Here is a 17988-nt window from a genome sequence, read left to right as displayed (position 1 = left end):
GCGAACTCGTGCCAACGCCTGTCGCATTTATCGAGAACATTTGATTCCTGAATCGAGTTCCGCTCACCGTAAAGCGCGCCCTGAGCCAGCATTCATGCTGGCTCCCCTGGCCTTACGGAAACGCGTCGGCAATTTTCAACCGGACCCGCCACACCTCACCACCTGAGTTTTTTGAAGGACTATTTGAGAGCATTCTCTGCCAGCGCTTTAAACACCATCGCGACAGCATGTGCGCCGGGGTCCATATTACCGAGCAGGCTTTCGCTATTGAGGTAAGACGCGCGACCCGCGTTGGCTTTGCTCGACAGACAAGTGCGTTCTGCGCCAGCTTGTGCGGCCTCAAAAGCAGCTTGCAGGTTTTGCGGTTGTGCCAACAGAGAGGTTAGTGCGGGCTGCAACGCATCAATCATCGTGCGATCGCCTTCATCCGCGCCACCGTAAAACTTCATCTGAGCCAGACCCGTATTCAGCGCTTCGGCAACCTCAGCACCTTGTTCCAGTTTCTGCCCGGCTGCGGTAAAGAAGATGGACATCAGCACGCCGCTGGAACCTCCCATAACCACAGTCAGACGCTCCCCAATCAACGCGAACAGCGTGGCCAGATCAGCAAGCGGTAGTTGCTTACGCTGTAGCTGGTCGGCAATTTCACGTGCGCCTGCCGCAAAGGTTGAACCGGTATCACCATCACCCACTTTGGCATCCAGCGCGTTGAGATGTGCTTCCAGGCCGGAAAGCGTCCCGGTGACCTGTTCAATGATTCCGGCTACCAGCGCGTTCTCTGAAGGCTGGAATTCCACGCGTGCACTGCGCTGAGATGATGGCACGGTAGTGATTTCACGTGGTGGTACGGGGGTTGGCCAACTGGTGGTTTCCACCTCGGTTAACAGCGCTTTTTCGATGCTCTCTTCCAGCACGATGGCCGTCAGCGAAAAGCCTTTCATATCCAGAGCTGTGACCAGCGAGGCAGGGCCAATCAGCCAGTCGATGCGCGAGTGCAGTGGGCTGGTTGCCAGTTCGTGGGTCAGAATAGCCATTTCCGCAATCGACACGCCGCCGAGGTTATTAATCATCACTGCCAGGCGACCGGTTTCAGGCAGCACGGCAATCAGCTTATCTACCATCAGATTGACAATCTGCGCACTGTTTTGGGTGGAGATCACGGATGCGCCCGGCTCACCGTGAATACCCATTCCCAGTTCTGCATGCCCCGAATGATGACGTGGTGCAGTCTCGGTTTCCTGCGGCAGATGACAACTGGAGAGCGCAACACCAAGGCTGAAGGTGTTGTTTGCCGCATATTGCGCTTCACGCAGGACGGTGGCGAGGTTATAGCCGCGCTCGGCAAAATAGCCGGCAATTTTATGTACCAGAATAGTCCCGGCGATACCGCGAGGATGTTTGTTATCCGGCAGCGAAATGTCATCACCGACGATCAGCATCTCGACGTTATAGCCAAGCCGACGGGCTTTCTCTGCCGCAAGACCAAAGTTAAGACGGTCGCCAGTGTAATTCTTAACGATCAACAGGCAACCTGCGTCACCGGTTACCGCCTGAATGGCTGTCAGTACCGCATCCACGCTTGGCGAAGCAAATACGTCGCCACAGACAGCTGCGGTTAACATGCCCTTGCCGATAAACCCGACATGAGCGGGTTCGTGCCCTGAGCCACCGCCGGAGATCACTGCCACGTTATTTTTATTGAGGTCGCGACGTACCACGATACGAATGGCTGGATCGCTCTCCAGACGTGCCAGGTTGTTCCACGGGCTGGAGATGATCGTACCGTCGATAACGTCGTTTACGAGATGGTTGCGCTGATTAAAAAAGAATTGAGACATAACGGCTCCTGGAGATTAAGAGTAAAACAAACCCCCGGATGCATTGACATGGTGCGGAGGCGATGGAGAGATTTTGGCTGAGTCAGTGCGGAAAAAAACACATGCAAAATGAGTTTCATTACGGAACATGAATGTTCTTTTTTGTTCCAAAATGGAACGTAACTGTACGAAAAAATTACACAATGCGAACCCGAACAACTTTTTTCTCTTTGTATTAGAGAGGGTAATACGTCGCAGGATGCTATTTTCGGATGGTTACGACGGTGGTGGAGAGGAAATGCAAAACCTGATTTTAGTTACCCGCGCGGCATTGGCGCTAAATGAGCGGATCGGGATCGCAAACCTTATTAATTTCAGGGTTAATCGTTCCAATATGGAACGTCAGTCATTTTTATCTGTTTCATATCAGAACAAAAAGACGAAAGATTTTTTTGTTCACGCCTCGCCATACAGTTATTGCATCGCTCCGGTACCCCTTCGTTTTGCTATCTACATCAGGCTAAACAGGTGAACGCCAGGGCTCATCATGTAAAAACATGTACTTATTTGAGGATGAAAGGAATGCTAAAAGTTATTCAATCTCCAGCCAAATATCTCCAGGGTCCTGACGCTTCTATCTTATTTGGTCAATACGCTAAAAATCTGGCGGACAGCTTTTTCGTGATTGCAGATGACTTCGTGATGAAGCTGGCGGGGGAGAAAGTGCTCAACGGCCTGCACAGCCACGACATTAGCTGTCATGCGGAACGCTTTAATGGTGAATGCAGCCATGTGGAAATTAATCGTCTGATTGCCATTTTGAAACAACATGGCTGCCGTGGCGTTGTGGGGATTGGCGGCGGGAAAACGCTGGATACAGCCAAAGCGATTGGCTATTACCAGAAGCTGCCGGTGGTGGTGATTCCGACTATTGCCTCTACTGATGCACCAACCAGTGCGCTGTCCGTTATCTATACTGAAGCCGGTGAGTTTGAAGAGTATCTGATCTACCCGAAAAACCCGGATATGGTGGTGATGGATACGGCGATTATCGCCAGGGCGCCGGTGCGTCTGCTGGTTGCCGGAATGGGCGATGCGCTTTCAACCTGGTTTGAAGCGAAAGCCTGTTACGATGCCAGAGCGACCAGCATGGCGGGCGGGCAGTCCACGGCGGCGGCACTGAGCCTGGCACGCCTGTGCTATGATACGTTGCTGGCAGAAGGCGAAAAGGCACGCTGTGCAGCGCAGGCTGGCGTGGTGACGGATGCACTGGAGCGTATCGTGGAAGCGAATACTTATCTCAGCGGCATCGGCTTTGAAAGCAGCGGTCTCGCGGGCGCACATGCGATCCATAACGGCTTCACGATTCTGGAAGAGTGCCACCATTTGTACCATGGTGAAAAAGTTGCGTTTGGTACGCTGGCACAACTGGTCCTGCAAAATAGCCCAATGGAAGAGATAGAAACCGTGCTGGATTTCTGCCAGAAAGTTGGCCTGCCGGTCACGCTGGCGCAAATGGGCGTAAAAGAAGGCATCGACGACAAGATTCATGCCGTTGCCAAAGCGACCTGTGCGGAAGGTGAAACCATTCACAATATGCCGTTCCCGGTGACACCAGAAAGTGTTCATGCCGCTATTCTGACGGCGGACCTGCTGGGGCAGCAGTGGCTGGCACGTTAATCAGGCGTCGGTAAGCCTCTTTCCGGCATCTTTTCTCCCCTCTGACAGTCTCTGCCGGAGGGGTTGTCTATGGTAAAACAGCGGAAATGGATATGACGGCGCACACTCAGGACATCGGGAAGGAAGTCTCTTCGGTCATCGCCCAGTCATGGCATCGTTGCAGCAAGTTTATGCAGCGTGAAACGTGGCAGGCGCCGCATCAGGCGCAGGGACTGACTTTTGAGTCGATTTGTCGACGTAAGACTGCGCTGCTGACGATAGGTCAGGCTGCGCTGGAAGATGCCTGGGAGTTTATGGACGGACGTCCCTGCGCGCTGCTTATTCTGGATGAGTCTGCCTGTATTCTCAGCCGTTGCGGCGATCCACAGACGGTAGAACAACTGGCGGAACTTGGGTTTCTGGATGGTAGCTACTGTGCTGAGAGCATCATTGGCAGCTGTGCATTGTCGCTGGCGACAATGCCAGGACAACCGACAAAAACCAGCGGGGATCAGCACTTTAAACAGGCGCTACATCCGTGGTCATTTTGCTCAACGCCGGTGTTTGATAACCACGGGCGACTGTTTGGCTCGATTTCGCTTTGCTGCCTGGTAGAGCATGAATCCATTTCTGATTTATCGCTGACGCTGGCGATTGCCAGGGAAGTCGGTAATTCTTTGCTGACCGACAGCCTGTTAGCCGAATCTAACCGACATCTCAATCAGATGTACGGATTGCTGGAGAGTATGGATGATGGCGTGATGGCCTGGAACGAGCAGGGCGTACTGCAGTTTCTCAATGCACGCGCCGCCATGCTGTTGCATCTGGATGCCCAAGCCAGCCAGGGGAAAAACATTAATGACCTGGTCAATTTACCCACCCTGCTGCGTCGTGCGATTAAACATGCCCGCGGCCTGAATCACGTCGAAGTCACCTTTGAGAGTCAGCATCAGTTTGTTGATGCGGTCATTACTCTGAAGCCGATTGTAGAAGAACAGGGCAACAGCTTTATTTTGCTATTGCATCCGGTTGAGCAAATGCGTCAGTTGATGACCAGTCAACTGGGCAAGGTTAGCCATACTTTTGAACAGATGTCGACGGATGATCCGGAAACCCGGCGTTTGATTCATTTTGGTCGCCAGGCGGCCAGGGGAAGTTTCCCGATCCTGTTGTGCGGTGAAGAGGGGGTGGGTAAAGAGCTTCTCAGTCAGGCCATTCACAATGAAAGCGAACGTGCCAGCGGCCCTTATATTGCCGTGAACTGCCAGTTGTATGCCAACAGCGTACTGGGGCAGGACTTTACGGGCAGTGCACCAACCGATGATGAAAATGGTCGACTGAGTCGCCTCGAACTGGCGAACGGTGGCACGCTGTTTCTGGAAAAAATTGAGTATCTGGCGCCGGAGCTACAATCTGCTCTGTTACAGGTGATCAAGCAGGGGGTGTTGACTCGCCTCGATGCCCGTCGGTTGATCCCGGTTGATGTGAAAGTGATCGCCACTACCACGGTAGATCTTGCGAATCTGGTGGAGCAAAACCGCTTTAGCCGCCAGCTGTATTACGCACTACACTCCTTTGAGATTGTTATTCCACCGCTGCGGGCGCGGCGTAACAGTATTCCGGCACTGATTCATACGCGCCTTAACAGCCTGAAGAAACGCTTTTCATCCAGCCTGAAACTGGACGACGACGCGCTGGCACAACTGGTAGCTTATTCGTGGCCGGGCAATGACTTCGAGCTAAACAGCATTATCGAGAATATCGCCATCAGCAGCGATAACGGCCATATTCGCCTGAGCAATCTGCCGGATTATCTGTTTGCCGAACGTCCAGGTCTGGAGGCCGCATCGTCGCTGCTTCCTGCCAGCCTGACGTTTACCGCCATCGAAAAAGAGGCGATCATCCACGCTGCTCGTGTTACCAGTGGGCGTGTGCAGGAGATGTCGCAACTGCTGAACATTGGGCGTACCACGCTGTGGCGCAAGATGAAACAGTACGACATTGATGCCAGCCAGTTTAAACGCAAACATCTGGAGTAGTTTCTTCAATTCTGGCCATTGAGAACAGCGCATCCGATAAGCGATTGATGTAACGCTTAAGCTCTCCGCGTACGGCAATTGTTCTGTCCATTGCTGTGAGAATACGCTCCAGCCGTCGTGTCAGCGTTCGTGCAACGTGCAATTGCGCAGATGCCAGATTTTTCCCTGGAGTCACAAACTCTTTAAGCGGGCCACTTTGCGCCATATTGCGGTCAATCAGTTGCTCCAGTGTCTGAATATCCCCTTCGCCAATGGTCTGTTTTAAACGGGAAAGACCTTTTTCATCACTGGCTAGCTCGGCGCCCAGCACAAACAGTGTTTTCTGGATGGCGTGTAGATCCTGCTGTAGCTCTGTTTGCCGGGTCGTAGCGTAGCAGACGCCAAGCTGGGAAATCAGCTCATCTACGGTGCCGTAGGCATTAACGCGGATATCATCTTTGTCGATACGACTGCCGCCAAACAACGCGGTAGTGCCCTTATCGCCGGTTCGGGTATAGATGCGATACATTTATGTTATCTCACTGAAGGGAAGAACTTTGACCAGTTGACCGGCGTTGGCGCCAAGGGTGCGAACCTGTTCGATTCCGGCAGCGATATGCCCACAGACCAGCGCACGATCCTCGGGTAACTGGGCATGGGTTAAGGCAATATCCCCCGTCACGCTGAGGCCGAGACCAACGCGCAGCGCCGAGCTTTTTGCTGCCCGTTTGCTGAGCGCCAACGCGCTCTCATTCTCGTCGTAACTGATGGCCTTGCAGGGGACGCCTTGCTCTTCCAGTCCCCAGCACAGCTCATCAAGCACGCGAGTATCCTGCCAGCGCGAGTGATAAAAAAGATGCACACCTGGAGATGAAAGTGACATTGCGTCCCCCCTTTTTCAGTCAGAACGCCTGGCGGAAGATTTCGGCAACCTCTTTCTCATTCCCTTTACGCGGGTTCGAGAACGCGTTGCCGTCTTTCAGCGCCATTTCCGCCATATACGGGAAATCTTCTTCTTTTACGCCAAGCTCGCGCAGATGCTGCGGAATCCCGATATCGGCAGAGAGGCGGGCAATCGCATGAATCGCCAGTTCAGCGGCGTCCATGGTGGACAGGCCATCTGTGTTCTCGCCCATAAAACCGGCGATATCAGCGAATTTTTCCGGGTTGGCAATCAGGTTATAACGCGCCACGTGTGGCAGCAGAACAGCATTTGCCACGCCGTGCGGCATGTCATACAGGCCACCTAGCTGGTGTGCCATGGCATGCACGTAGCCGAGGTTGGCGTTGTTAAAGGCCATACCCGCCAGCAGAGAGGCATAGGCCATATTTTCGCGGGCTTTCAGGTTGCTGCCCAGCGCGACGGCCTGACGTAAATTACGGGCGATCAGGCGAATCGCCTGGATAGCAGCGGCATCGGTGACCGGGTTGGCATCTTTTGAAATATACGCCTCAACGGCGTGAGTCAATGCATCCATCCCGGTGGCGGCGGTGAGTGGTGCAGGCTTTCCGAGCATCAGCAGTGGATCATTAATAGAGACAGACGGCAGGTTGCGCCAGCTGACAATAACGAATTTCACTTTTGTTTTGGTGTTAGTCAGCACGCAGTGGCGGGTCACTTCGCTGGCGGTACCGGCGGTGGTATTGACCGCAACGATTGGAGGCAGCGGGTTGGTCAGTGTTTCAATTCCGGCATAGCTGTAGAGATCGCCTTCATGAGTGGCGGCGATGCCAATGCCTTTACCGCAGTCGTGCGGGCTACCGCCACCGACGGTGACGATAATATCGCACTGCTCTTTACGAAAAACTGCCAGGCCATCACGTACGTTGGTGTCTTTAGGATTCGGCTCGACGCCATCAAAAACCACTACCTCAATACCGGCTTCACGCAGATGGCTGAGGGTTTTATCTACCGCACCGTCTTTAATTGCCCGCAGGCCTTTATCAGTAACCAGAAGTGCTTTTTTCCCACCCAGTAGTTTGCAGCGTTCGCCGACGACGGAAATAGCATTAGGGCCAAAAAAGTTCACATTTGGCACCAGGTAATCAAACATACGATAGCTCATAATATACCTTCTTAAGTTTAATTTATAATTCAGAGAAGCAATTCAGTGCGCTTTGGGCTAATAACATATCCTGTTCAACAGTGCCGCCACTGACGCCGACAGCACCGATTGTTTTTCCGTTTGATATGACAGGCAAGCCGCCGCCAAAAATAACTATTCGCTGTTGGTTGGTTAGCTGTAAACCATATAGAGAAGTACCAGGTTGTACCACATCAGTAATTTCGTGAGTACCTTGTCGCAGGCAGCAGGCGGTATACGCTTTATTGAGAGAAATGTCACAACTGGTGATAAATGCCTCGTCCATACGTTGCATCAGCAGCGCATTTCCGCCGTGATCAACAACAGAAAAGACTACCGGAACGTTGATTTCATGCGCTTTCGCCTCGACTGTGGCTGCCATTTTCTTTGCTGCCGCCAGTGTGATGGTGGCGATGGGTTGGGTCTTATTCACATTATCTCCTGACAAGATTGTAGGGCTGAGGTCGCGAAAAATATTGTGCGTCAGCTATTTTTTTAGTGGATTTTCTTTATTCTCGCGCTGCGTGTTATTAAGTCAATAGGGTGAGGTTTTCTAAAAAATTAAGTTTATTTACTGCTTTTGGCATTTGTTGATAATGATCATTTAACCCTGTCACAATTCGCTGTGAATATTTCAGATAGCCGTTTCAATGTGGAACGAAGAAGTTTAATTACGTACCAAATTGGAACGAAATTAATTTAATTTTTTTATTGGTCTGCTCATTTAAAGTTCGGATATTGCTGATGAAAGGCGATTGCCGGGGATTTAATCCTCCGGCGATCTGGCCCAGCGTCTCTATTCTTTATCTTTTGAGTCTATAAATTATGAGAAGATCAAAACGATTCGAAGCCCTTGCCCGGCGGCCTGTAAACCAGGATGGGCTTATTGGCGAATGGCCGGAAGAAGGGCTAATCGCCATGGAAAGCCCCTACGACCCGGCGTCGTCGGTGAAGGTGGAAAATGGTCGTATTGTTGAGCTGGACGGCAAGAGCCGCGCGCAGTTCGACATGATTGACCGTTTTATTGCCGACTATGCCATTAATGTCTCCCGGACAGAGCAAGCGATGCAGCTCGATGCGCTGGACATAGCCAGAATGCTGGTGGATATCCACGTCAGTCGGGAAGAGATTATTGCGATTACCACCGCAATCACCCCGGCGAAGGCGGTGGAAGTGATGGCGCAAATGAACGTGGTGGAGATGATGATGGCGCTGCAAAAAATGCGTGCCAGACGGACTCCCTCAAACCAGTGCCACGTCACCAACCTGAAAGATAATCCGGTCCAGATTGCCGCCGACGCTGCCGAGGCGGGGATCCGTGGCTTTTCCGAACAGGAAACGACAGTGGGTATCGCTCGCTATGCGCCGTTTAACGCACTGGCGCTACTGGTTGGCTCACAGTGTGGTCGCCCTGGCGTGCTTACGCAATGTTCTGTTGAAGAAGCCACGGAGTTGGAACTGGGGATGCGTGGATTCACCAGTTACGCCGAAACGGTATCGGTATACGGGACTGAGTCGGTGTTTACCGATGGCGATGATACCCCATGGTCAAAAGCCTTTCTCGCCTCGGCTTATGCTTCTCGCGGACTGAAAATGCGCTATACCTCCGGTACCGGATCTGAAGCGCTGATGGGTTATTCAGAAAGTAAATCAATGCTCTATCTCGAGTCGCGCTGCATTTTTATCACCAAGGGAGCGGGCGTTCAGGGGCTGCAAAACGGTGCGGTTAGTTGTATCGGGATGACCGGCGCGGTGCCGTCGGGGATCCGCGCGGTGCTGGCGGAAAACCTGATTGCCTCGATGCTCGACCTTGAAGTGGCATCAGCGAATGACCAGACCTTCTCGCACTCCGATATTCGTCGCACCGCGCGCACCTTGATGCAGATGTTGCCCGGCACCGACTTTATCTTCTCCGGCTACAGCGCAGTACCGAACTACGACAATATGTTTGCCGGGTCGAACTTTGACGCCGAAGACTTCGATGATTACAACATTCTGCAGCGCGATCTGATGGTTGACGGTGGTCTGCGTCCGGTCACTGAAGAGGAAACCATCGCTATCCGTAATAAAGCCGCCCGCGCCATTCAGGCGGTATTCCGCGAGCTGGGCCTGCCGCTGATTAGTGATGAGGAAGTTGAAGCCGCGACCTATGCCCACGGCAGCAAAGATATGCCTGCGCGCAATGTCGTGGAAGATCTGGCAGCGGTGGAAGAGATGATGAAGCGCAATATTACCGGGCTGGATATTGTTGGTGCATTAAGCGCCAGTGGCTTTGAAGATATCGCCAGCAATATTCTCAATATGTTGAGACAGCGTGTCACCGGCGATTACCTGCAAACATCTGCCATTCTTGACCGTCAGTTCGATGTGGTTAGCGCCGTCAACGATATCAATGATTATCAGGGGCCTGGCACCGGCTATCGCATTTCCGCTGAACGCTGGGCGGAAATTAAAAACATTGCGGGCGTGGTTCAGCCCAACTCCATTGAATAAGGCGGTACTCCTGTGGAATGCACAACTGAACGTAAGCCAGTTTTCACATTGCAGGTCAGTGAAGGAGAGGCGGCAAAGGCAGACGAACGCGCAGATGAGGTGGTGATTGGCGTTGGTCCGGCCTTTGATAAATACCAGCATAAAACCCTGATTGATATGCCGCACAAGGCGATCCTGAAAGAGCTGGTTGCCGGGATTGAAGAAGAGGGACTGCATGCGCGGGTGGTCAGGATCCTGCGTACCTCGGATGTTTCGTTTATGGCCTGGGATGCGGCGAACCTTAGCGGTTCCGGCATTGGTATTGGTATCCAGTCAAAAGGAACAACGGTTATTCATCAGCGCGATTTACTGCCGCTGAGCAACCTTGAGCTTTTTTCTCAGGCACCGCTACTGACGCTGGAAACCTACCGGCAGATCGGCAAGAACGCTGCGCGTTATGCGCGTTATGCGCGTAAAGAGTCACCCTCGCCTGTTCCGGTGGTGAATGATCAGATGGTGAGGCCGAAATTTATGGCTAAAGCCGCGCTGTTTCATATTAAAGAAACCAAACATGTGGTGCAGGACGCCTCTCCTGTCACGCTGCACGTTGCATTAGTAAGGGAATGACCATGAGCGAAAACATCATGACCGCGCAGGATTATCCGTTAGCGACTCGTTGTCCGGAGAAAATCCTTACGCCTACCGGTAAACCGTTAACTGACATCACCCTTGAGAATGTGTTGGCGGGGCGTGTGGGATCGCAGGATGTGCGTATTTCTCAGCAAACGCTGGAGTATCAGGCACAGATAGCTGAGCAAATGCAGCGTCACGCCGTTGCGCGCAATTTCCGTCGTGCGGCGGAACTGATTGCCATTCCGGATGCTCGTATTCTGGAAATTTACAACGCGCTACGCCCGTTTCGCTCTTCAATGACGGAATTACTGGCTATTGCTGATGAGCTTGAACACACCTGGCACGCTACGGTGAATGCCGGTTTTATCCGTGAGTCAGCAGAGGTGTATCAGCAGAGAAACAAGCTGCGGAAAGGCAGCCAATAACGGAGGCAGTATGTCGTTAGTTGCGGGGATTGATATCGGCAACGCCACGACAGAAGTGGCGCTGGCACAGCGTGGCAGGTTTGTCGCCAGCGGGATTGTCGCCACGACGGGTATGAAAGGCACGCGGGACAACATCGCCGGGGTGATAGCCTCTTTGCAGCAGGCGCTGGATAAAACGCCATGGTCACTTAGCGATGTGGTGAAAGTTTGCATCAACGAGGCCGCACCAGTGATTGGCGATGTCGCGATGGAAACGATCACTGAAACCATCATTACAGAATCGACAATGATTGGCCATAACCCACAAACTCCGGGTGGCGTTGGGGTAGGGATGGGTACCACTATCGCTCTGGAAAAGTTGGCTTTGTTAAACAAAGATCAGTTTGCGCAGGGCTGGATCCCGTTGGTTGGTGAAAAGATAGATTTTCTCGAGGCGGTCTGGTTGTTGAATGAGGCACTGGATCGTGGTGTTAACGTCGTGGCGGCGATCCTGAAAAAGGATGATGGCGTGCTGGTTAACAATCGCCTGCACCGAACATTGCCGGTAGTCGATGAAGTGACGCTGCTGGAAAAGGTACCGGAAGGTGTGCTGGCTGCGGTGGAAGTTGCTGCGGCAGGGCAGGTTGTTCGGGTGCTGTCGAATCCCTACGGTATCGCCACCTTCTTTGCCCTGACGCCTGAGGAGACCCAGACGATCGTGCCGATCGCCAGGGCGCTGATTGGCAATCGTTCCGCCGTGGTGTTGAAAACGCCACAGGGGGATGTACAGTCGCGAGTGATCCCGGCAGGAAAGATCTTTATCAGCGGAGAAAAGCGCAGTGGCGAAGCCGATGTGTCGCAAGGGGCACAGGCGATTATGCAGGCGATGAACGGATGTGCTCCTGTACGCGATATTCGTGGTGAGGCTGGTACGCACGCGGGCGGTATGCTTGAGCGCGTGCGTAAGGTGATGGCCTCGTTGAGCGGCCACGATATGAACACAGTACATATCCAGGATCTGTTGGCGGCAGATACCTTTATCCCCCGTAAAGTCCAGGGCGGTATCGCCGGGGAACATTCGATGGAGAATGCCGTTGGCATTGCGGCGATGGTGAAATCCGATCGGTTACAGATGCAGGCGATCGCCAGCGAACTGAGTACTCGACTGGGTACGTCCGTTGAAGTCGGCGGTGTGGAGGCCAATATGGCAGTGGCTGGGGCGTTGACCACCCCCGGATGTGCAGCACCACTGGCGATCCTTGATTTAGGCGCAGGATCTACCGATGCCGCCATTATTAATGGTGATGGTGTCGTTAAGGCGGTGCATCTGGCAGGAGCAGGAAACATGGTCAGTTTACTGATTAAAACGGAGCTGGGGCTGAACGATCCTTTTCTGGCTGAGGAGATTAAGAAATACCCGCTGGCGAAAGTGGAGAGTCTGTTCAGTATTCGTCACGAGAATGGTGCAGTGGAGTTTTTTCGCGAGCCGCTAAGTCCCTCTGTTTTCGCCAAAGTGGTATATCTGAAAGATGGTGAACTTATCCCTATTGATAACCAGACGTCGCTGGAGAAAATCCGCCTGGTGCGTCGTCAGGCAAAGGATAAGGTCTTTGTGACTAATTGCCTGCGCGCGTTGCGCCAGGTCTTACCCGGCGGCTCTATCCGCGATATTACCTTTGTGGTGCTGGTGGGGGGCTCATCGCTGGATTTTGAAATCCCACAAATGATCACCGAAGCGCTGTCGCATTACGGCGTCGTTGCCGGTCAGGGCAATATTCGAGGCACAGAAGGGCCGCGCAATGCGGTGGCAACCGGGCTGGTTTTAGCCGACGAAGCGTAACAATAGTGCAGAAAATCGCCACCGCAAGCGTTTGGCTGAGGCATGAATCAAATAAAGGTAACGTTCTCTTTGATATCCCGGCTGACTTGGGTTCATATTATAAATGTGTTTATTACGCGGTTAATTTTAAGGATAAGAGCATGCCAACAGCAATTGAGAAAGCATTGGATTTTATTGGTGGTATGAACACATCGGCGTCAGTACCACATTCAATGGATGAAAGTACGGCCAAGGGAATTTTAAAATATTTGAATGAGTTAGGTGTGCCAGCTAGCGCAGCCGATATTATGGCTCGCGGTGAACAAGAGGGATGGAATCCAGAGTTCACGAAAAAAGTGGCCGGATGGGCAGAAAAAATTGCCTCCGGTAATCGTATCCTCATCAAGAATCCTGAGTTTTTTACAGCCTACATGCAGGAACAGCTCCAGGCGTTAGTGTGAGCTGATCGTTTGAATTAGACGCTAACCGGACGTTTCCACTTTCAGAGTGGTGGCGTCCAAAAGCCTTATCAACATGCTGGTGAGTACGGATTATCACTGTACTGCTCAGGACTCCATCGACATCCCCCAGTTTTTTCCGATAGTCATTACCTGTTCAGGTATACAAATTTCAGTTTCGTTATTGATTAGCGCCTCCTCTGGGGACTTGCGCAAATATTCAGAGAGCATACAAAACAAAAAGGACCTGCGATTGCTCGCAAGTCCTTGAAATTTGGTGGCCCCTGCTGGACTTGAACCAGCGACCAAGCGATTATGAGTTGGGCGTTAACCCTTTAATTTCAAATGCTTGCTCATACTTATCAATACCTTAGCATTTTTTCAAACTACTGTATAAATACCTGTATATACCCCGAAATACTTCTTTGCGGTATCCTATGGGTATCCTGGAACAGAACAAGCGATTTTCCAGGATACCAGATCGTTTGGTGGGGTATATGAGTGGAATTGTTCAGATTTACTAAAGCAAAAATCGCAGAACTGCCAGCACCAGAAAGCGGGCAGATCGAATATGGCGATACGGAGGTTAATGGCCTTCGGGTTCGTGTAGGAAAATCCGGGGTAAAAAGTTTCTGCATATCCCGTAAACGCAACGGTAAATTTATTCGCGCCACGTTGGGGCGCTTTCCTGACCTGAGCGTGGACAATGCCAGGGCTAAGGCGTTGGAGCTTTTGGGAGAGGTTGCAGTTACAGGGCTAAACCCGAACGTTGCAAAGCGCACGAATAGCAAGGCTCGGATAACATTGGGCGATGCGCTGGAAGCCTACATAAAAAATCGTGGCCACCGTCTGAAACCTGCCACGGAAAAGCAATACCGACACATCTTACAGAACTATTCCGGTGACTGGATGGCGCATTCTCTCGCCAGTATTTCACGCGAAAGGGTGGAACAGCGGCATAAAGCGGTCACTGATGGGTCTGTATGGTTTGGTGCGGATAGATCTACATTACGGGCAGGGGTAGGGACAGGCAGTAAAGCACAGGCCGATTTATGGGCTCGTGCGTTGCGTGCTGTATGCCGCTTCGCGCATGACCATTACCGTGATGATGAAGGTAATACGATTTTACCTGACCCGCCTACGCAGGTGTTGAGCACGAAGCGTCAGTGGCATGGAACAGTCAGAAAAACGGAACGTATACGTCTGCACGATTTTCCACGTTGGTTTGCTGCTGTAGCTGCTGTGCGCAATCAAGGGGAGCAGGAACGGGACGATATTGCTGTGGCGGTATGCGATGCCGTGGAAATGGCGCTATTTACCGGGCTGAGGAAATCAGAGGTTTTTGGCCTGACTTGGGACCGCGTGAATATGGGCGGTCGTTTTTTCTGGATAAATACCACAAAAAACGGAGATCCGCTTGAACTACCAATAACTGAAACATTGCGGGCAATGTTTCGCCGCAGGCTGAAAATAAAAGCTGCTGATGGTGTGTTGGTATTTCCTGGCGTAAAGGGTGTGATTCAGGAAACACGACACATTATCGACAGGATAAGCGCGGCTACCGTTCCAGAACATAACGATGAAATGCTCACCCCTATTCCGTTCAAGTGGCACGATGCACGCCGGACGTTTGGGACGGTTGCCGAGCTGGTGGGCGTGGGTAATTACATTCTTAAGCGCCTGATGAATCACCGTACTATGCGTAGCGCTGACGTAACACAGGGGTATTTGCATTTTGGTGCGGATGAACTGCTGGATCCTGCATCACGGATAGAACGGGCAATTCTGGAACATGCCGGGCTAGTGGAGAGTAAAAAATCTATTGATGCGCAATTGATAGCAGCTTTAAGCAACTTAAGCGAAGAAGAAAAAAGAAAATTAATTTTTTCCTTATCTAAAAAGAAGGTTGTTAAATATGATTGAGATAAATATTAATAACATGAAAATCTCTATTAAAACATTTATTCGGCATTTGTTTTTTTATGGTGATAATTCTATATACATTAGAGGATTAAAAAACGCTATTCTTGATGATGATTATACTAATGAAGTGTCAAGATTTTTACATGATGTGATCGATTTTTTCTATACTTCGATGGAGGCTATGGGAGATTTTCTGTATTTTGTAGATCAACCATATGATAGTGATGATGAAATGTTTAATTCAATTTTATCCTTTTTAAGGATGAATGATGGTGATTTGTTGCCTAGTTTACGAAAGCATGATGAAAATAAATATTGTTTATTAGATGAAGAACAATCTGGCTGTTTACCAATTCATGTATATCAGATGTTTAATTCTGCTATTGCGCTGCGTGTATTAGGTTTGCAGAATAATGCTAATGGCCTTGTGTGCGCAGGAGTGCTTTCATTAATTAAATATCATTTTGATGAACGGTTTATTTGTTATGACAGTGAGCGTTTAGCAAAGGATGTAATATCTGAGCATCAGAGAAGAAAAGCAAAAAAACCGAGAAATAATTATTATAATGAAGTTATGCAAGTAATTGAACTTACTTGGGAAAAGTACCCCAAAGCAAGTCCTACTGGCTTACGCAAAAAGCTTTTTCTCCATTATCACGAGCACGTATGTGAAAACACTTTGGGTCGATGGATTAAGGATTCAGGTTTACAGCCGCCAAAACCTGATAAATATTCATCATTTGAACTTGTCCAGCCCCAATAACTGGCTATTGCATCCCAGTAACTGGTTATCGTGTTCGGTATCTGGCAAATGAATCATAATAACTGGTTATTGGGCTAATAATTAAATACCCATTGATTAAAACTAATCACCGTAGTTACTTAGACGTATGCGGTGATAGATATGAATTTTAACACATCTCATTTAACCACTGAGCGCCTTACTCGTGCAGAAGCTGCTGCTTACCTTGGTGTCAAAAATCAGACACTGGCAAATTGGGCCTGCACAGGTAAGGTAAAAATCCCCTTCCATAAGATAGGGCGCAAAGTGCTGTATATGCGCTCTGATCTCGATGCTTTTCTTGCATCCACACGCAGAACGCAGACAGCGTAAGGGGGATGGATGGCACATAAAACAAAGGCGACCGCAATGGGTCGCCAATGGGTGAACACTAAACTATCTGAACGCATTACCAACAATGCCACATTTGCTGCTGGTGGGCAATGCATCCGACGTGCTGATCACCGTCGCTACAGTACGCCAGAAACGCAGAATATTTCGCTGAAAAATGCTGTTGGCCAGCGCGTCCGGAAAGCAAAAAATTCTGTTGGTGGTGCGATGGATACGATTTTTTCCGGCTATCAGGTGGTGATCAATTCCGTGTGCTTTCAGGCACCTGCTTGTGGTGATGATTTCCTGCTGCGCCGGCCCATTTTGGTACGCACTCTGGTTTTCAGAAACTGCTCGATGTGGAAATTTTTAACTTTTTCCTGTTCGATTTCTTGTGAGATTTCTTTCGCTATTCGTTGGGCTAAAAAATCTTTTAATTTAGGCATGGTTCGCCCCCTGCTTACTGTCTGGCGCCGGAGTTCCTTAGCCTCTGGCGCGAATGGTGATTATTCTGGCTGCTCTTTGGCTTTGCGGCGCTGGCGGCGCTTTAGCTCATGCAGCACTTTTTCCGGCAAAAATCCGGCTGGTTTATTCTCTGGTACCGATGATTTCGTATCTGGTTGCTTCTCGGTCATACATCAACCTTTTGGCTCGATGCCCTGTCGCCGCAATTCTGCGCGGGCTAGTTCCTTAAACCAGTTCCCTAAGCTTACGCCTTCACGCTCTGCAGCATTATTGAGTTGCTGGCGAAGTTCTGGGTTTATTCGTATTTGGAAGGTTGGAGACCATCCTTCACCTTTAGGTGATTTGTCTCGTTTGATGCTTGACATGTACGTACGTAACCTCTTAGCATATGATTCATTAGGTACGTACGTTAACACGTATTGCTCTAATAAAACAACGCCCCGCACTGTTGCGAGCAGTGCAGGGCGTCTAACCAAACCGTTAACTGAGGTAACGATTATGGCTGGAATACAGCATACCGAAACATGCACAATTTGCTCTAATAAAATTTCCGATCATTGCTTCACCTGGCGCTTTCTTGCCCTGAGTGCGGCAAAACCGCGCCTTATCACCATCGAGGCCACCAGCGAACAGGAAGCCCGTCAGCAATCACCGGCTGGCTGCGTGATGGTGTTCGCAGCACGTATCCGTAAGGAGGTGCGCCATGCGTGATGATCGCTTTAATGCCCTGAAAAATGATTTTGATGGTGCGCCGTTAGATCCACGTGATGCAATCATGGTTATCGCTGACCTGATAAAAGCGGGAACATTTTTGATTGATACTGCCGGAAACTCAGATACAGGGCATGCGTTATTGAGTATCGCCCAGGACTACGCAGAATTCGTAACTGAGATTGATATGCGTGATGGTGGGGAGGTGCATCATGCTTAATTCTGAATCACGTTTACCTGCTATGTTGTATGTTCCGTCGAATTTCAGTGGGCGCGTTCTGGTCTATCTGGATAAAGGCGAAATTAAATTTCAATACCCACTGAGAGATGAGGATTTTGTGGGGGATACCAAAGCGCTTTGCGAGTTGCTTGTTAGGGCTGGAATAGAGCCGCGTCAGTTCCTGGGAGAATAAA

22 protein-coding genes are annotated in these 17988 nt (G+C 50.7%); 14 read left to right on the top strand and 8 right to left on the bottom strand.

What is annotated here, in order from left to right; genetic code table 11:
- Positions 1 to 179: 179 nt before the first annotated feature.
- Positions 180 to 1838, bottom strand: coding sequence for a glycerone kinase (locus AACS05_RS20515; protein WP_045447818.1), 1659 nt, complete (start codon positions 1836 to 1838; stop codon positions 180 to 182).
- Between the two features lie 277 nt (positions 1839 to 2115).
- On the opposite strand from AACS05_RS20515, the gene AACS05_RS20510 reads away from it, so the two are divergent.
- From AACS05_RS20510 to dhaR, 3 genes are all read left to right on the top strand, one after another.
- Positions 2116 to 2349, top strand: a complete 234-nt coding sequence (locus AACS05_RS20510; protein WP_045449793.1) for a hypothetical protein — start codon at positions 2116 to 2118, stop codon at positions 2347 to 2349.
- Positions 2350 to 2399: 50 nt separating this feature from the next.
- The gene (locus AACS05_RS20505; RefSeq protein ID WP_045447815.1) at positions 2400 to 3497 is read left to right on the top strand and encodes a glycerol dehydrogenase; all 1098 of its coding nucleotides are present in this window, start codon (positions 2400 to 2402) and stop codon (positions 3495 to 3497) included.
- A 92-nt stretch (positions 3498 to 3589) separates the two neighbouring features.
- Positions 3590 to 5515 (top strand): dihydroxyacetone kinase operon transcriptional regulator DhaR, encoded by a 1926-nt coding sequence (dhaR, locus tag AACS05_RS20500; RefSeq protein ID WP_045449791.1) that lies wholly within the window; start codon positions 3590 to 3592, stop codon positions 5513 to 5515.
- On the opposite strand, the gene AACS05_RS20495 is transcribed toward dhaR, so the two are convergent.
- Genes AACS05_RS20495 through AACS05_RS20480 form a run of 4 tightly spaced genes read right to left on the bottom strand, consistent with a single transcriptional unit; the run spans position 5493 to position 8011 of the window.
- Entirely contained in the window at positions 5493 to 6023 is a 531-nt protein-coding gene (locus tag AACS05_RS20495) for a cob(I)yrinic acid a,c-diamide adenosyltransferase (RefSeq protein ID WP_045447812.1), read from the bottom strand. The genes dhaR and AACS05_RS20495 overlap by 23 nt on opposite strands.
- Positions 6024 to 6377, bottom strand: coding sequence for a glycerol dehydratase reactivase beta/small subunit family protein (locus AACS05_RS20490; protein WP_045447809.1), 354 nt, complete (start codon positions 6375 to 6377; stop codon positions 6024 to 6026). It abuts the gene before it with no gap.
- A gap of 19 nt (positions 6378 to 6396) precedes the next feature.
- Positions 6397 to 7560: a 1,3-propanediol dehydrogenase gene (dhaT, locus tag AACS05_RS20485; RefSeq protein WP_045447806.1), complete on the bottom strand. Its 1164-nt coding sequence runs from the start codon at positions 7558 to 7560 to the stop codon at positions 6397 to 6399.
- Positions 7561 to 7582: 22 nt separating this feature from the next.
- A complete protein-coding gene (locus AACS05_RS20480) occupies positions 7583 to 8011 on the bottom strand; it encodes a GlcG/HbpS family heme-binding protein (protein ID WP_045447799.1) in 429 nt (142 codons plus the stop codon).
- A gap of 392 nt (positions 8012 to 8403) precedes the next feature.
- On the opposite strand from AACS05_RS20480, the gene AACS05_RS20475 reads away from it, so the two are divergent.
- From AACS05_RS20475 to AACS05_RS20440, 8 genes are all read left to right on the top strand, one after another.
- On the top strand, positions 8404 to 10071 hold the full coding sequence (locus tag AACS05_RS20475; RefSeq protein ID WP_045447796.1) for a propanediol/glycerol family dehydratase large subunit: 1668 nt from the start codon (positions 8404 to 8406) through the stop codon (positions 10069 to 10071).
- A 12-nt stretch (positions 10072 to 10083) separates the two neighbouring features.
- Positions 10084 to 10677: a propanediol/glycerol family dehydratase medium subunit gene (locus AACS05_RS20470; RefSeq protein WP_045447793.1), complete on the top strand. Its 594-nt coding sequence runs from the start codon at positions 10084 to 10086 to the stop codon at positions 10675 to 10677.
- Positions 10678 to 10679: 2 nt separating this feature from the next.
- Positions 10680 to 11108, top strand: coding sequence for a glycerol dehydratase small subunit DhaB3 (locus AACS05_RS20465; RefSeq protein ID WP_045447790.1), 429 nt, complete (start codon positions 10680 to 10682; stop codon positions 11106 to 11108).
- A gap of 10 nt (positions 11109 to 11118) precedes the next feature.
- Positions 11119 to 12927, top strand: a complete 1809-nt coding sequence (locus tag AACS05_RS20460; RefSeq protein WP_045447787.1) for a diol dehydratase reactivase subunit alpha — start codon at positions 11119 to 11121, stop codon at positions 12925 to 12927.
- A gap of 140 nt (positions 12928 to 13067) precedes the next feature.
- Entirely contained in the window at positions 13068 to 13367 is a 300-nt protein-coding gene (locus AACS05_RS20455) for a DUF1889 family protein (RefSeq protein WP_045449790.1), read from the top strand.
- 498 nt (positions 13368 to 13865) lie between these two features.
- Positions 13866 to 15287, top strand: a complete 1422-nt coding sequence (locus AACS05_RS20450; RefSeq protein ID WP_045447784.1) for a tyrosine-type recombinase/integrase — start codon at positions 13866 to 13868, stop codon at positions 15285 to 15287.
- On the top strand, positions 15280 to 16050 hold the full coding sequence (locus AACS05_RS20445; RefSeq protein WP_223307016.1) for a hypothetical protein: 771 nt from the start codon (positions 15280 to 15282) through the stop codon (positions 16048 to 16050). Before AACS05_RS20450 ends, AACS05_RS20445 begins: the two co-directional genes overlap by 8 nt.
- Positions 16051 to 16191: 141 nt before the next feature.
- Complete coding sequence (locus AACS05_RS20440) at positions 16192 to 16401, top strand: helix-turn-helix domain-containing protein (RefSeq protein ID WP_071829040.1); 210 nt, start codon at positions 16192 to 16194, stop codon at positions 16399 to 16401.
- 275 nt (positions 16402 to 16676) lie between these two features.
- Here AACS05_RS20440 and AACS05_RS20435 read toward each other — a convergent pair whose 3' ends face one another.
- Genes AACS05_RS20435 through AACS05_RS20425 form a run of 3 tightly spaced genes read right to left on the bottom strand, consistent with a single transcriptional unit; the run spans position 16677 to position 17228 of the window.
- Positions 16677 to 16844, bottom strand: a complete 168-nt coding sequence (locus tag AACS05_RS20435; protein WP_223307015.1) for a hypothetical protein — start codon at positions 16842 to 16844, stop codon at positions 16677 to 16679.
- Between the two features lie 60 nt (positions 16845 to 16904).
- Positions 16905 to 17033 carry a hypothetical protein gene (locus AACS05_RS20430; RefSeq protein WP_255351277.1) on the bottom strand — a complete coding sequence of 43 codons (129 nt, stop codon included), beginning with the start codon at positions 17031 to 17033 and terminating at the stop codon, positions 16905 to 16907.
- Positions 17034 to 17036: 3 nt separating this feature from the next.
- Entirely contained in the window at positions 17037 to 17228 is a 192-nt protein-coding gene (locus AACS05_RS20425) for a toxin-antitoxin system HicB family antitoxin (RefSeq protein ID WP_071829038.1), read from the bottom strand.
- Between AACS05_RS20425 and AACS05_RS20420 the strand changes: the two genes are divergently transcribed.
- The 3 genes from AACS05_RS20420 to AACS05_RS20410 are packed head-to-tail and all read left to right on the top strand — an operon-like array spanning position 17218 to position 17987.
- Positions 17218 to 17574, top strand: a complete 357-nt coding sequence (locus tag AACS05_RS20420) for a host cell division inhibitor Icd-like protein (RefSeq protein WP_307137223.1) — start codon at positions 17218 to 17220, stop codon at positions 17572 to 17574. The two genes, AACS05_RS20425 and AACS05_RS20420, sit on opposite strands and share 11 nt — an antisense overlap.
- Positions 17567 to 17794: a hypothetical protein gene (locus AACS05_RS20415; RefSeq protein ID WP_045447781.1), complete on the top strand. Its 228-nt coding sequence runs from the start codon at positions 17567 to 17569 to the stop codon at positions 17792 to 17794. Before AACS05_RS20420 ends, AACS05_RS20415 begins: the two co-directional genes overlap by 8 nt.
- Positions 17787 to 17987, top strand: a complete 201-nt coding sequence (locus AACS05_RS20410) for a hypothetical protein (RefSeq protein ID WP_045447778.1) — start codon at positions 17787 to 17789, stop codon at positions 17985 to 17987. Before AACS05_RS20415 ends, AACS05_RS20410 begins: the two co-directional genes overlap by 8 nt.
- Position 17988: the final 1 nt, after the last annotated feature.

Source organism: Citrobacter sp. S-77 (genome assembly GCF_963864895.1).
Taxonomy (GTDB): domain Bacteria; phylum Pseudomonadota; class Gammaproteobacteria; order Enterobacterales; family Enterobacteriaceae; genus Citrobacter; species Citrobacter murliniae.
Note: the sequence above shows the minus strand (reverse complement) of the source record. Positions and strands in the feature narration are given on the sequence as shown.

Excerpts from the sequence above, each read along its gene's own strand:
- dhaT (WP_045447806.1), bottom strand. The coding sequence starts at position 7,560 with ATGAGCTATCGTATGTTTGATTACCTGGTGCCAAATGTGAACTTTTTT.
- AACS05_RS20445 (WP_223307016.1), top strand. The coding sequence starts at position 15,280 with ATGATTGAGATAAATATTAATAACATGAAAATCTCTATTAAAACATTT.
- AACS05_RS20515 (WP_045447818.1), bottom strand. The coding sequence starts at position 1,838 with ATGTCTCAATTCTTTTTTAATCAGCGCAACCATCTCGTAAACGACGTT.
- AACS05_RS20410 (WP_045447778.1), top strand. The coding sequence starts at position 17,787 with ATGCTTAATTCTGAATCACGTTTACCTGCTATGTTGTATGTTCCGTCG.
- AACS05_RS20430 (WP_255351277.1), bottom strand. The coding sequence starts at position 17,033 with ATGACCGAGAAGCAACCAGATACGAAATCATCGGTACCAGAGAATAAA.
- AACS05_RS20415 (WP_045447781.1), top strand. The coding sequence starts at position 17,567 with ATGCGTGATGATCGCTTTAATGCCCTGAAAAATGATTTTGATGGTGCG.
- dhaR (WP_045449791.1), top strand. The coding sequence starts at position 3,590 with ATGACGGCGCACACTCAGGACATCGGGAAGGAAGTCTCTTCGGTCATC.
- AACS05_RS20465 (WP_045447790.1), top strand. The coding sequence starts at position 10,680 with ATGAGCGAAAACATCATGACCGCGCAGGATTATCCGTTAGCGACTCGT.
- AACS05_RS20455 (WP_045449790.1), top strand. The coding sequence starts at position 13,068 with ATGCCAACAGCAATTGAGAAAGCATTGGATTTTATTGGTGGTATGAAC.
- AACS05_RS20435 (WP_223307015.1), bottom strand. The coding sequence starts at position 16,844 with ATGCCTAAATTAAAAGATTTTTTAGCCCAACGAATAGCGAAAGAAATC.
- AACS05_RS20505 (WP_045447815.1), top strand. The coding sequence starts at position 2,400 with ATGCTAAAAGTTATTCAATCTCCAGCCAAATATCTCCAGGGTCCTGAC.
- AACS05_RS20425 (WP_071829038.1), bottom strand. The coding sequence starts at position 17,228 with ATGTCAAGCATCAAACGAGACAAATCACCTAAAGGTGAAGGATGGTCT.
- AACS05_RS20495 (WP_045447812.1), bottom strand. The coding sequence starts at position 6,023 with ATGTATCGCATCTATACCCGAACCGGCGATAAGGGCACTACCGCGTTG.
- AACS05_RS20510 (WP_045449793.1), top strand. The coding sequence starts at position 2,116 with ATGCAAAACCTGATTTTAGTTACCCGCGCGGCATTGGCGCTAAATGAG.
- AACS05_RS20475 (WP_045447796.1), top strand. The coding sequence starts at position 8,404 with ATGAGAAGATCAAAACGATTCGAAGCCCTTGCCCGGCGGCCTGTAAAC.
- AACS05_RS20420 (WP_307137223.1), top strand. The coding sequence starts at position 17,218 with ATGCTTGACATGTACGTACGTAACCTCTTAGCATATGATTCATTAGGT.
- AACS05_RS20460 (WP_045447787.1), top strand. The coding sequence starts at position 11,119 with ATGTCGTTAGTTGCGGGGATTGATATCGGCAACGCCACGACAGAAGTG.
- AACS05_RS20490 (WP_045447809.1), bottom strand. The coding sequence starts at position 6,377 with ATGTCACTTTCATCTCCAGGTGTGCATCTTTTTTATCACTCGCGCTGG.
- AACS05_RS20440 (WP_071829040.1), top strand. The coding sequence starts at position 16,192 with ATGAATTTTAACACATCTCATTTAACCACTGAGCGCCTTACTCGTGCA.